This window comes from Aquamicrobium sp. LC103, from assembly GCF_001014615.2.
Classification (GTDB): domain Bacteria; phylum Pseudomonadota; class Alphaproteobacteria; order Rhizobiales; family Rhizobiaceae; genus LBCQ02.
This window is the reverse complement of sequence record NZ_LBCQ02000003.1, coordinates 304,707-317,122: the sequence shown is the minus strand read 5'-3', so window position 1 is coordinate 317,122 and position 12,416 is coordinate 304,707. Positions and strand designations below refer to the sequence as shown.

At 67.2% G+C, this 12,416-nt stretch carries 11 protein-coding genes; 6 read left to right on the top strand and 5 right to left on the bottom strand.

Translation table 11 applies throughout. The features are described from left to right. Nucleotides 1-7: 7 nt before the first annotated feature. Together hutC and XW59_RS07855 are read right to left on the bottom strand one after the other, a co-directional pair. Nucleotides 8-718, bottom strand: a complete 711-nt coding sequence (gene hutC / locus XW59_RS07860; protein ID WP_047144063.1) for a histidine utilization repressor — start codon at nucleotides 716-718, stop codon at nucleotides 8-10. A 4-nt stretch (nucleotides 719-722) separates the two neighbouring features. After that, nucleotides 723-2,081: a formimidoylglutamate deiminase gene (locus tag XW59_RS07855; protein WP_047144064.1), complete on the bottom strand. Its 1,359-nt coding sequence runs from the start codon at nucleotides 2,079-2,081 to the stop codon at nucleotides 723-725. 191 nt (nucleotides 2,082-2,272) lie between these two features. Between XW59_RS07855 and hutI the strand changes: the two genes are divergently transcribed. The 6 genes from hutI (at nucleotide 2,273) to XW59_RS07825 (ending at nucleotide 9,884) form a co-directional block, all read left to right on the top strand. Continuing rightward, entirely contained in the window at nucleotides 2,273-3,478 is a 1,206-nt protein-coding gene (hutI, locus tag XW59_RS07850) for an imidazolonepropionase (RefSeq protein WP_047144065.1), read from the top strand. A gap of 189 nt (nucleotides 3,479-3,667) precedes the next feature. Beyond that, entirely contained in the window at nucleotides 3,668-5,203 is a 1,536-nt protein-coding gene (gene hutH / locus XW59_RS07845) for a histidine ammonia-lyase (RefSeq protein WP_047144066.1), read from the top strand. A gap of 154 nt (nucleotides 5,204-5,357) precedes the next feature. Continuing rightward, nucleotides 5,358-6,176 (top strand): N-formylglutamate deformylase, encoded by an 819-nt coding sequence (hutG, locus tag XW59_RS07840; RefSeq protein ID WP_047144067.1) that lies wholly within the window; start codon nucleotides 5,358-5,360, stop codon nucleotides 6,174-6,176. Between the two features lie 76 nt (nucleotides 6,177-6,252). Beyond that, on the top strand, nucleotides 6,253-7,929 hold the full coding sequence (hutU, locus tag XW59_RS07835; RefSeq protein WP_047144068.1) for a urocanate hydratase: 1,677 nt from the start codon (nucleotides 6,253-6,255) through the stop codon (nucleotides 7,927-7,929). A gap of 41 nt (nucleotides 7,930-7,970) precedes the next feature. Further along, the gene (locus XW59_RS07830; RefSeq protein WP_047144069.1) at nucleotides 7,971-9,296 is read left to right on the top strand and encodes a YjiH family protein; all 1,326 of its coding nucleotides are present in this window, start codon (nucleotides 7,971-7,973) and stop codon (nucleotides 9,294-9,296) included. Beyond that, entirely contained in the window at nucleotides 9,297-9,884 is a 588-nt protein-coding gene (locus tag XW59_RS07825; protein ID WP_047144070.1) for a HutD family protein, read from the top strand. 14 nt (nucleotides 9,885-9,898) lie between these two features. Here the strand turns inward: XW59_RS07825 and XW59_RS07820 are convergent, their stop codons facing one another. The 3 genes from XW59_RS07820 to rnk all read right to left on the bottom strand — a co-directional run bounded on the left by XW59_RS07820 (nucleotide 9,899) and on the right by rnk (nucleotide 12,304). After that, nucleotides 9,899-11,164 carry a D-amino acid dehydrogenase gene (locus XW59_RS07820; protein WP_047144071.1) on the bottom strand — a complete coding sequence of 422 codons (1,266 nt, stop codon included), beginning with the start codon at nucleotides 11,162-11,164 and terminating at the stop codon, nucleotides 9,899-9,901. A 28-nt stretch (nucleotides 11,165-11,192) separates the two neighbouring features. Then, nucleotides 11,193-11,726, bottom strand: a complete 534-nt coding sequence (locus XW59_RS07815) for a GreA/GreB family elongation factor (protein WP_047144072.1) — start codon at nucleotides 11,724-11,726, stop codon at nucleotides 11,193-11,195. A 161-nt stretch (nucleotides 11,727-11,887) separates the two neighbouring features. Beyond that, nucleotides 11,888-12,304: a nucleoside diphosphate kinase regulator gene (gene rnk / locus XW59_RS07810; RefSeq protein ID WP_047144073.1), complete on the bottom strand. Its 417-nt coding sequence runs from the start codon at nucleotides 12,302-12,304 to the stop codon at nucleotides 11,888-11,890. Nucleotides 12,305-12,416: the final 112 nt, after the last annotated feature.

Here is a 12,416-nt window from a genome sequence, read left to right as displayed (position 1 = left end):
GAATTTCCTACGCTCCGTTCGGCGAGAAATGCGCGACGACGGCGTGGCCGTCGCCGACATAGGTCAGCCGCACGCGCGTGATCGGCAGTTGGTCCGCCGACCATGTACGGCGCTCCACCACCAGGCAGGCCGTGCCCGGCGCGATCGCCAGAGCCTCCGCCATCTTCCGGTCCGCATTCCTGGCGCGGATCGCATGTTCGGCCGCGCTCCAGGGGACGTGGTCGAGCAGCCAGCCGCCGGGCGTGCCTTCGAGGAAGGGCTCGTCGGCCGCCTGCGGGACGGTTTCGAGACTGATCAGCCGTTCCTCGAAGCAGAACGGCGCGTTGCCGGCGAAGTGGCGGCAGGTGAGCTCGACGAGACCGGCGACGCTGGCGAAATCGTCGGTCTTCGCCGCCTTCCTGACCTGGCGCGAGATCAGCTCGTAGCGGTAGGGCAGGCCGAGCGCCGCGATCTCGGCCTTGATGTCGTGGATGTCGAGGACGGCCGCCTCGGAGCGCGGCCGGCGCACGAAGCTGCCGAGCCGCCGCCGTCGCTCGATCAGGCCCGACTGGGCGAGCTGTGACAGCGCCTTGTTCACGGTCATGCGCGAGCAGGCATATTGCTCGGTCAGCTCGTGCTCGAAGGGAATGCGATGACCGGGCGCCCACTCGCCCGAAACGATCCTTGCGCCGATCTCGGCGATGATGCGTTCGTGGAGCGAGCGCGGTTCGGCTGTCATATCCCTATTCGGATTTGAGGTCGGCTATCGCCGCGCAATAGCGCCGTTCGGCCTCGTCGCGCAAATGGTGACGACCCGATTCCACCAGCTTTCTGCCGCCGACCCAGACGCTGTCCACCTTTCCGGCGCCGGCGAAGATCCAGGCGTCGAGGATCGCGTCGCCGGATTTTCCGGAAAGAGTGGGGTGGCTCAGGCCGAGCGAGAAGAAATCGGCCGGGTTGCCGACGGCGATGCCGGCGGGGCCGGAGGCAAGCGCCGCCGCGCCGCCGGCGAGCGCGCCGTCGAGCAGCGCGCGGCCGGTCGAGCCGCCATTGGCGGTCAGCACGTTGCGGGCGCGGTTGCCGAGGCGCTGGGAGTATTCGAGCTGGCGCAGTTCTTCGGAAAGGCCGATCAGCACGTTGGAATCCGAGCCGACGCCGAAGGCGCCGCCATTTTCCACGAAGAGCGGAGCCGGGAAGATGCCGTCACCGAGATTGGCCTCGGTGATCGGACAGAGGCCGGCGGTGACGCCGCGCCTCGCCATTTCGGCGGTCTCCGCGCCGGTCATGTGGGTGGCGTGGATGAAGCACCAGCGGCGGTCGACCGGAGCGTTGGCGAGCAGCCATTCGACCGGACGGGCACCGGACCAGGCGAGGCAATCCTCGACCTCCTTGACCTGCTCGGCGACGTGGATGTGGACGGGGCCGCCCTCGGCCAGCGCGACGACGGCGGAGAGTTCCTCGGGCGCGACGGCGCGCAGGCTATGCGGTGCGACGCCGAGATTGGCGCGGGGCAGGCCGCGGATCGCTTCACGGGATGATTCAACCAGCTTGGCGAAACGTCCGACATCGTTGACGAAACGGCGCTGGCCCTCATTCGGCGCGCGGCCGCCGAAGGTGGAATGGGCGTAGAATACGGGAAGCAGGGTGAGGGAAATACCGGTCGCGTTTGCCGCGGCGGCGATGCGCTCCGCCATCTCGGCGATATTGGCGTAGGGCGAGCCGTCCGGGGCGTGATGGAGATAATGGAACTCGCCGACGCGACCAAATCCCGCCTCGAGCATTTCCATATAGAGCAGGGTGGCGACCGCCTCGACCTGTTCCGGCGTCATCGCCAGCGCGTGCGCGTACATCGTCTCGCGCCAGGTCCAGAAGGAATCGGCGTTGTCGCCGCGACGCTCGGCAAGGCCGGCCATCGCGCGCTGAAAGGCGTGACTGTGGAGATTGTCGATGGTCGGCAGGAAGAGGGCGTGGCGCTCGTCGGCGCCGGAAGGCGAGGCGTCGGGGATCAGGGATGCGATGGCGCCGTCATTGCCGATCTCGATCGCGACGTTCTCGTGCCAGCCGTCGCTGGCAAGGAGCTGTTCGGCGAAGATGCGCGTCATGACCGGCGGTTTCCCGAAGGGGGGAGGATTTGAAGGAGCATTAGAGTTTCCCGATCCGATATCCACAAGAGGCGCGGCCGCCGACATAGGGCAAAAGCATGACCGCTTGCCACATTCTTCGATATGTATATACATATTAGTCAATTCAGCAATGCGGAATTCGGATGCGGAGGCGAGAGCGAGGCTGAAAAATGACATTGAAAATCTGGCGAAACGCACGGTTGGCAACGCTGGCCGAGGGAACGGAAGGGCTCGGTGTCGTCGACAAGGGCGCAATCGCGGCCGAGGACGGACGCATCGTCTTCGCGGGCGCGGAGGGTGACCTGCCGTCCGGGCTTTCAGGCGCCGAGACAGTCGACTGCGGCGGACGCTGGATCACGCCGGGACTTATCGACTGTCACACCCACCTGGTGCACGCCGGCAACCGTGCCAACGAGTTCGAGATGCGGCTCGCGGGTGCGACCTACGAGGAAGTGGCGCGGGCCGGGGGAGGCATCGTCTCTTCCGTCAAATCGTTGCGCGCGGCCGACGAGGACGAACTCGTCGCGCAGACGCTGCCGCGCCTCGACGCGCTGATCGCGGAAGGCGTGACGACCGTCGAAATCAAGTCGGGTTACGGGCTAGACCTCGAAAACGAGGCGAAGTCGTTGCGCGCCGCGCGCCGGATGGGCGAGGCGCGGCCGGTCGGCGTTCGCACCACCTTCCTCGGCGCCCATGCGCTGCCAGTGGAAGCGCATGGCGAGAAGGACGCGTACATCGCCAAGGTGGCGGATGAGATGCTGCCGGCGATCGCCGCTGAAAAGCTCGCCGACGCCATCGACGGCTTCTGCGAAGGGATCGCCTTCTCGCCCGAGCAGATCGCGCGGGTGTTTGACGCGGCGAGGGCGCACGGCCTGCCGGTGAAGCTCCATGCCGATCAGCTTTCCAACCTGCACGGCGCCGCGCTCGCCGCCCGCTACGGCGCGCTTTCGGCGGATCATCTGGAGTACACGGACGAGGAGGGCGCGGCCGCGATGGCCAAGGCCGGGACGGTCGCCGTGGTCCTTCCGGGCGCCTATTACTTCATTCGCGAGACGAAGAAGCCGCCGGTGGCGCTGTTCCGCAAGCACGGCGTGCGCATGGCGCTCGCCACCGACTGCAATCCCGGCACGTCGCCGCTGACCTCGCTGCTGCTGACGATGAACATGGCGGCGACGCTCTTCGAGCTGACGGTCGACGAATGCGTCGCGGGTACGACGCGCGAGGCGGCCCGCGCGCTCGGGCTGCAGGCGGAAACGGGCACGCTCGAGCCCGGCAAATGGGCGGACCTCGCCATCTGGGATGTCGAGCGTCCCGCCGAGCTGGTCTATCGCATCGGCTTCAACCCGTTGCATCAGCGCGTCTGGAGGGGCCGGTGAGCGTTCTGGTATTCCAAGCCCTCCGGCGCGCCACCGCTTCGTCGTCCTCGACCTTGAGCCGAGGATCCATGACGAAGGTGGCCTCCTTCTCCACTGCTCTGGCTGGGGTGCCCGGGGGTAAATCCATGTGCGATCGCCCTGGAATCAGGGGCGGGAGGCGTTCTGCCGCCACATCGCGGGAGGTGTTTCATGCCTGACATTGTTCTGTCTGCCGGCTCCGTCACGCTCGCCGACTGGCGCGCGGTCTATCGCGGGGCGGCGGTGAAGCTCGACCCGGCCTGTTATCCGGCGGTGGAGGAAGGGGCGGCGGCGGTCGCCCGCATCCTCGCCAGGGGCGAACCCGTCTACGGCATCAATACGGGCTTCGGAAAACTCGCGAGCGTGCGCATCCCGCAGGAGGATCTGGAGACGCTCCAGCGCAACATCGTGCTGTCGCATGCGGCCGGCACCGGCGAGCCGATGCCGGTGGCGGTGGCGCGGCTGATGATGGCGCTGAAGCTCGCGAGCCTCGCGCAGGGCGCCTCGGGCGTGAAACGCGAGACGGTCGACCTCATCGCGGCCATGCTGGCGAAAAACGTCATCCCGGTCGTGCCGGCGCAAGGTTCGGTCGGCGCCTCGGGCGACCTTGCGCCGCTGGCGCATATGACGGCGACGATGATCGGCATCGGCGAAGTCTGGCACGACGGCGCGCGCAAGCCGGCCGATGAAGGGCTGAGGGCGGCCGGACTCGTGCCGGTCACGCTCGGCGCCAAGGAAGGGCTGGCGCTGCTCAACGGCACGCAGTTTTCCACCGCCTACGCGCTTGCAGGCCTGTTCGAGGCGGAGCTTCTGTTCCGCTCGGCGCTGGTGACGGGTGCGCTTTCGACCGACGCGGCGAAGGGCTCGGACGCGCCGTTCGATCCGCGTATCCACCTCCTGCGCAAGCATCGCGGGCAGATCGAGACGGCCGACACGCTGCGCGAACTGATGGCCGGCAGCGCCATCCGCGAAAGCCATCGCGTGGGCGACGAGCGCGTGCAGGACCCATATTGCCTGCGCTGCCAGCCGCAGGTGATGGGCGCGGCCCTCGACGTGCTGCGCAAGGCCGCCGAAACGCTGGAGACGGAGGCCAATGGCGTCACCGACAATCCGCTGATCTTCGCAGAGGACGACACCGCCCTTTCGGGCGGCAATTTCCACGCCGAGCCGGTGGCCTTCGCCGCCGACATGATCGCGCTCGCCATCTGCGAGATCGGCAGCATAGCCGAGCGTCGCATCGCCATGCTGGTCGATCCGGCGCTTTCGGGCATGCCGGCATTCCTGACACCCAAGCCGGGCCTCAATTCCGGCTTCATGATCCCGCAGGTGACGGCGGCCGCGCTGGTCTCGGAAAACAAGCAGAAGGCCTATCCGGCGAGCGTCGATTCGATCCCCACCTCCGCCAACCAGGAGGACCACGTCTCGATGGCGGCGCATGGCGCGCGCCGGCTCCTCGGCATGGCCGAAAACGCCACCGCCGTCATCGGCATCGAGCTTCTGGCCGCCGCGCAAGGCTGCGACTTCCATGCGCCGCTCGCCTCGAGCGCGCCGCTGGAAGCGGTGCGCAGGCTCTTGCGCGCCGGGGTTCCGCATCTCGACGACGACCGCCATTTCCATCCCGACATGGAGAAGGCCAACGCGCTGGTGCGGTCGGGCGCGGTGGTGGAGGCGGCGAGCGCGGTGAAATTGCCGGGGGTGGAGGGATGACTTCCCCTGAGCGCCCCCTCCGCCGCTTGCGGCGACACCTCCCCCGTGAACGGGGGAGAACCCGCGTTGAAATTGTCCGCGACCCAAGATCCTCCCCTGCGAAGCGAAGCATGGTGGGAGGGGCGTTCGCGGCAAGAAATGAAGGAACGCCGAGATGACCCTGCCCTGGCTCACGATCACCCGCGGCGAGGCGCCGCTGCTCGTCTCGATCCCGCATACCGGGACCGATCTGGCGGGGCTGGAGGAGCGGCTGGTCTCGCCCTGGCTTGGCCGCAAGGATGCCGACTGGTGGATCGAGAAGCTCTATGATTTCGCCGCCGGGCTGGGCGCGAGCGTGGTGCGCACCGCGATCTCGCGCACGATCATCGACGTCAATCGCGACCCGTCCGGCGCCTCGCTCTATCCGGGCCAGGCGACGACGGGGCTCTGTCCGATCGAGACTTTCGACGGCGAACCGCTCTATCGCGACGGCGAGGCGCCGGGCGCCGACGAGATCGCCGAGCGCCGTGCCGCCTATTTCGAGCCCTACCATGCTGCGTTGGCCGAAGAACTCGTCCGCCTGCGCCGAGCCCACGCGAAGGTCGTGCTCTACGACTGCCATTCGATCCGCTCGGTCATTCCGCGCCTGTTTCCGGGCGAGCTGCCGGTTTTCAACCTCGGCACCAACAGCGGCGCGAGCTGCGATCCACACTTGCAGGGACTTGTGATGGAGATCGTCGCCGCCAGCGGCGAGAGCCATGTCGTCAACGGCCGCTTCAAGGGCGGCTGGATCACGCGCAGCCTCGGCAGGCCGGAAGAGGGCGTCCATGCGCTGCAGATGGAGCTTTCCTGCCGGGGCTACATGCGCGAGCCGCTCGGCCCGGTGAGCGGCGACGACTGGCCGAGCGCATACGACCCGGAGTTCGCCGCGCCGATGCGCGCGAGGCTGAAGACGATTCTGCGGACTGCGCTCGACTGGGCGCGAGAGGGATGAACCTTCTGCCGTCAATAACAACAACCGGCTGGACGGACGGCTTCGTCCACAAAAGCAAGAATATTGGAGCCCACTGATGACCCAACACACCCGCATCGACAATTCGCGCACGATCCGCGCGGCCACCGGCACCGAGCTTTCGGCCAAGAGCTGGCTGACGGAAGCACCGCTGCGCATGCTGATGAACAATCTCGATCCGATCGTTGCCGAGAAGCCGAGCGAGCTGGTGGTCTATGGCGGCATCGGCCGCGCGGCACGCGACTGGGAAAGCTTCGACCGCATCGTCGCGGCGCTGAAGGAACTGGAGGCCGACCAGACGCTGCTCGTCCAGTCGGGCAAGCCGGTGGGCGTGTTCCGCACCCATGCGGATGCGCCGCGTGTGCTGATCGCCAATTCCAACCTCGTGCCGCACTGGGCCAACTGGGACCATTTCAACGAACTCGACAAGAAGGGCCTGGCGATGTACGGCCAGATGACGGCCGGCTCCTGGATCTATATCGGCTCCCAGGGCATCGTGCAGGGCACCTACGAAACATTCGTCGAAATGGGCCGCCAGCATTATGGCGGCGACCTTTCCGGCCGCTGGATCCTGACCGCCGGCCTCGGCGGCATGGGCGGCGCCCAGCCGCTGGCCGCGACCATGGCCGGCGCCTCGTGCCTCGCCATCGAATGCCAGGCGAGCCGCATCGAGATGCGGCTGAAGACCGGTTATGTCGACGTGCAGGCGAAGGACCTCGATGACGCGCTCGCCATCATCGACAAGGCGACGAGCGAGAAGAAGGCGCTCTCCGTCGCGCTGCTGGGCAACGCCGCCGAAATCCTGCCCGAGCTGGTGAAACGCGGCATCAAGCCGGATGCGGTGACCGACCAGACCTCGGCGCACGATCCGGTCAACGGCTATCTGCCGATCGGCTGGAGCGTGGCCGAATGGGAGGAGAAGCGCGAGCGCGATCCCAAGGCCGTCGCCAAGGCCGCCCGCGCCTCGATGGCCGTGCACGTCAAGGCGATGCTCGACTTCCACGACCAGGGCGTTCCGACCGTCGACTATGGCAACAACATCCGCCAGATGGCGAAGGAGGAGGGCGTCGAGAACGCCTTCGATTTCCCCGGCTTCGTGCCGGCCTATATCCGCCCGCTGTTCTGCCGCGGCATCGGGCCGTTCCGCTGGGCGGCGCTTTCCGGCGATCCGGAGGACATCTACAAGACCGACGCCAAGGTGAAGGAGCTCACGCCCGGCAACAAGCACCTGCACAACTGGCTCGACATGGCCAAGGAGCGCATCCATTTCCAGGGCCTGCCGGCGCGCATCTGCTGGGTCGGCCTCGGCGACCGCCACCGGCTCGGCCTCGCCTTCAACGAGATGGTGAAGAACGGCGAGCTGAAGGCGCCGGTGGTGATCGGCCGCGACCATCTCGATTCCGGCTCGGTCGCTTCGCCCAACCGCGAGACCGAGGCGATGAAGGACGGCTCGGACGCCGTCTCCGACTGGCCGCTGCTCAACGCGCTGCTCAACACCGCCTCTGGTGCGACCTGGGTGTCGCTGCATCATGGCGGCGGCGTCGGCATGGGCTTCTCGCAGCATTCCGGCATGGTGATCGTCTGCGATGGCACCGACGATGCCGCACGCCGCATCGAGCGGGTGCTGTGGAACGATCCGGCGACCGGCGTGATGCGCCATGCGGATGCCGGCTACGACATCGCCATCGAATGCGCCAGGGAGCACGGCCTCGACCTGCCGGGCATCCTGGGCTGACAAGCAACCACAACAACAAGAATGGCCGGGGAGGCCAAGAAATGACAGACATCACCAGCGACATGCAGGGTTCCCGGGGGCCGGCCCTGTTCAAGCTGATCGCCTACAGCGCGATCGGCATCTTCATGTTCTTCGTGCCGATCACGATCGGCGGCAAGTCGACCATTCCGCTCGACCACGCGGCGACGGCCGTCGTCACCTACGCGCATCCGGTCGCGGTGGCGTTCGTGTGCCTGCTCATCCTCTACGGCGCGGTCGCGCCCTTCGTGAACGGGAGCTGGAGCAAGAACGTCACCGAACGCGTCTTCTCCGTGCTTCGTCTGCTCGGCCTGGTGCTCACCGCCATGTATCTGGCGGGCGTGGGGCCGGCGGCGCTGTTCGCGCCCGACATGCTGCCCTTCCTGTTCGACAAGCTGGTGCTCTCGGTCGGGCTGATCGTGCCGATCGGCGCGCTGGCATTGGCCTTCCTCATCGGCTACGGGCTGCTGGAATTCACCGGCGTGCTCGTGCAGCCGATCATGCGGCCGATCTGGCGCACGCCGGGCTGGTCGGCCATCGACGCGGTGGCCTCCTTCGTCGGCAGCTACTCGCTGGCGCTGCTGATCACCGACCGGGTCTTCAAGGAAGGCAAGTACACGGTGCGCGAGGCGGCGATCATCGCGACCGGTTTCTCGACGGTCTCGGCCACATTCATGATCATCGTGGCGCGGACCCTCGACCTGATGGGCTCATGGAACCTCTATTTCTGGTCGACACTCGTCGTCACCTTCATCGTCTCGGCGATCACCGCGCGGCTGTGGCCGATCGCGGGCATGGATCATCCGGCCGACCGCGACACGCCGCTGCCGGAAGGCCGCGGCCGCCTGCAGACGGCCATCGACGCCGGCGTGGAGCAGGCGACCGTCTCCAAGGGCTTGCCGGTGATGCTGCGCGACAGCTTCGTGGACGGGCTGCGCATGGCCTCGCTGATCCTGCCGAGCATCATGGCCGTCGGCCTGCTCGGCCTGTTGGCCGCCAAGTACACGCCGCTCTTCGACATCCTCGGCTATCTGCTCTACCCGTTCACCTGGCTGGCGCAGCTCTCCGAGCCGATGCTGGCCGCCAAGGCGCTCGCCTCGGGGCTGGCCGAGATGTTCCTGCCGGCGATCCTGCTGCAGGACGCGGCACTCGATCTGCGCTTCGTCGCGGCGGTGGTTTCGGTGAGCCAGGTGCTGTTCCTGTCGGCGTCGATCCCGTGCGTGCTCGCGACCTCGATCCCGTTCACGATGAAGGACCTGCTCGTCATCTGGTACATCCGCACGGCGCTCAGCGTGCTCGTCACGGCGCCGATCGGCTGGCTCGCGGTCTCGATGGGCTGGCTGTCCTAGATGCGGATCGTCCGGGCCGCCCGGCACAAGGTGATGCCGTGGAAGAACGGCGGCGGCGAGACGACGGAGATCGTCGTCTCGCCGCCGGGCGCCGGGCTCGACGATTTCGACTGGCGCGTGTCGATGGCGCGGGTGGCGGACCACGGGCCGTTCTCGGTGTTTCCGGGGATCGACCGCACGCTTGCCGTCCTCGACGGCGAGGGGATCATCCTCGATGTCGAGGGACAGGCCCCGCTGGGATTGACCCGTCCCTACGCGCCGGTGACCTTCGCTGCGGATGCGCCGACGATCGGCAGGCTGATCTCGGGTCCGATCATCGACCTCAACGTGATGAGCCGACGCGGCCGCTTCACGCATTCGGTGGAACCGCTTCTCGTCGACGAGCGGCTGGAGCTCGAGATCGCCGAATTCGACACGCTCGTCGTCTGCGTCAGCGGCGGATTCGGCATCGAGGCGGACGGCTTCGCCGATCGTCTCGGGAAGAACGACGTTCTTTTCTGGGAAGCGAAGCCGGGCACGCTGACGCTTTCGCCCGGCGACAAGCCCGCCGTGGCGATGATCGTCGAGGTCGCAGCGCGGTCCGAATAAGCCGGTGGGCGGAGTTATCCGCCTACCAGCCCGCCCGTGCCCGACAGGCGCTCGGCGACGTCGATGTGGGGCGCCTTGCCGGAGATGATGTCGGCCATGACGTGACCGGAGCCGCAGGCCATGGTCCAGCCGAGCGTTCCGTGGCCGGAATTGACGTAGAGATTGGAATAGCGCGTCTTGCCGATCAGCGGCGGGCCGTCGGGCGTCATCGGGCGCAGGCCGGTCCAGAAGCTGGCCTTCGCCGTGTTGCCGCCGCCGGGGAAGAGGTCGTTGACCGAGAATTCCAGCGTCTCGCGCCGGGTCTGGTTCAGGCCCAGGTCGTAGCCGGAGATCGCCGCCGTGCCGCCGACGCGGATGCGGTCGCCGAGGCGGGTGATGGCGACCTTGTAGGTCTCGTCCATGACGGTCGATTCCGGAGCGCGCTCGGCGTTCTCGATCGGCACGGTGATGGAGTAGCCCTTGATCGGGTAGATCGGGACGTGAAGCCCGAGCGGGCGAAGCAGCAGCGGCGTGTAGGGACCGGTGGCGACGACGTAGGCGTCCGCCGTCAGCGTTCCTTCCGAGGTCGCAAGGCCGGCAATCTCGCTGCCGTCCTGGACGAAGCCGGCCGCCGTGACGCCGAAGCGGAAGGAGACGCCGCGCGCGCGGGTAAGTTCCGTGAGCTTTTCCGTGAACATCCGGCAGTCGCCGGTCTCGTCGCCCGGCAGCCGCAGGCCGCCCGCGAACTTTCCGCGGACGTTGGCGAGCGCGGGTTCCGCCCTGATGCAGCCTTCGGAATCGAGCACCTCGAAGGGCACGCCGAACTGCTTGAGCACCTCGATATCGCCGCCGGTGCCGTCGACCTGCCGCTGATCGCGGAAGAGCTGCAGCGTGCCCTTGGAGCGCTCGTCATAGGCGATGCCGGTCTCGGCGCGCAGCTCACGCAGGAGGTCGCGGCTGTATTCGGCGAGGGGTACCATGCGCGCCTTGTTGCGGGCATAGCGCGCGGAGGTGCAGTTCGCCAGCATGGCGAATATCCAGCGCCACATGGCCGGGTCCACGGCGGGACGCCAGACGAGCGGCCCATGCTTCATGAGCAGCCATTTGATCGCCTTGATCGGCACGCCCGGACCGGCCCAGGGAGCGGAATAGCCGGGCGAGATCTCGCCGGCATTGGCGAAGCTGGTTTCAAGGGCCGGCCCTTCGCGGCGGTCGACGACTTCCACCTCATGTCCGGCCCTGGACAGATACCAGGCGGTCGTCACCCCGACGACGCCGCTTCCCAGCACAAGCACTTTCATGTTCGGCTATTCCCTGCTTCTCAATCTTCTAGGCGGCCGACGGGCCGGAAGGGTCAAAATCGTCGCCGGCCTCGATCCGGTCGGCGGAATGCACGATCCTCAAAAAGGCCGCACCAGCCCGCTTGCCGTCGCCAACGACGCCGGCATCGGTCCGGCGCATCCTGTTGCGCGCGGCTTCGGGCTGATAGAGCACTTCGAGGACGGTGAGGCTTTCCTTCACGCCTGAGGGCATTTCAAGAACCACGCTCTGGCCGGCGCGTAGGCCAAGCATCGCGAGGCCGCGCTGGCTGGTGAGAGGCAAGGTCATGCCGACAAGCCCGCGCACCTCGTCGTGGATGAGGATGCGGGTCTCGACCGGCTCGTCGTCGATGCGGTAGGCGACGCGGCTGTTCATCGTGACCGCGTCGTCGGGGATGTCGTCGCGCAGCATCACCGTCGCCGCGTCGAGCTTGTGCCTGAGCGGGCGGTAGAGCGGATCGTCGGTTCCCAGGCACCGGTCCAGCATCACTTCCAGAATTGTGTAGTCCTTTGTGGTGAGGGTGATTTGCGGGTCACTCGACATGGCGTGTTTTCCTCCGCCGACGAAGGTCGCGCCGGCGTTTCAAGCGGGTTGCGTCTCGGCTGAAGATCGTCGCCCCTGAGCGCGGCGCACCGCGCGCAGGGGCTACGCTCCCGTGATGAGACTTCCCGAATGATTGAGGAAACGGTCGAGGCTGGCCGGCATCATGTCGCGACGTCCGCCGGCGCTTCGACGCTTTCGACGGTCAGGGCGTGCCGGCGCCCGTCGCGGGCGGTCCACTCCATGGACTGGCCGGGCGAAAGGCCGATAAGCGCGACGCCGACCGGGGTAAGCACGGAAATCCTGTTCTTCTCGATGTCCGCGTCGGCCGGCAGGACGAGCGTGGCCACGCGCTCCTCGCCCGTCTCGGTGCGGTAGGTGGCGGTGGAGCCGACGCGGATGACGGTCTCCGGCACGAGATGATCGGCGATGATCTTCGCGCGGTCGAGCTCGGTGAACAGCACTTCGGAGAGCTCGGCGTTGCGTTCGGCGATCGCGTCGGCAAGCAGCGTCAGGCGTTCGAAATCGCTCTTGCTGAGGGTGATGGTGCGTTTGCCGCGCGATTTGTTGTGTTCTGGCATTATGCGCTCATGGATGATCGGCGGACTGCTCCCGATGGGAGCGCCGCCAGGCGTTCGTCCTTCGTGGAAATTGGTGAAATGCGCTTGCCGGCCCTTGGTCCGGTCAGGTCCC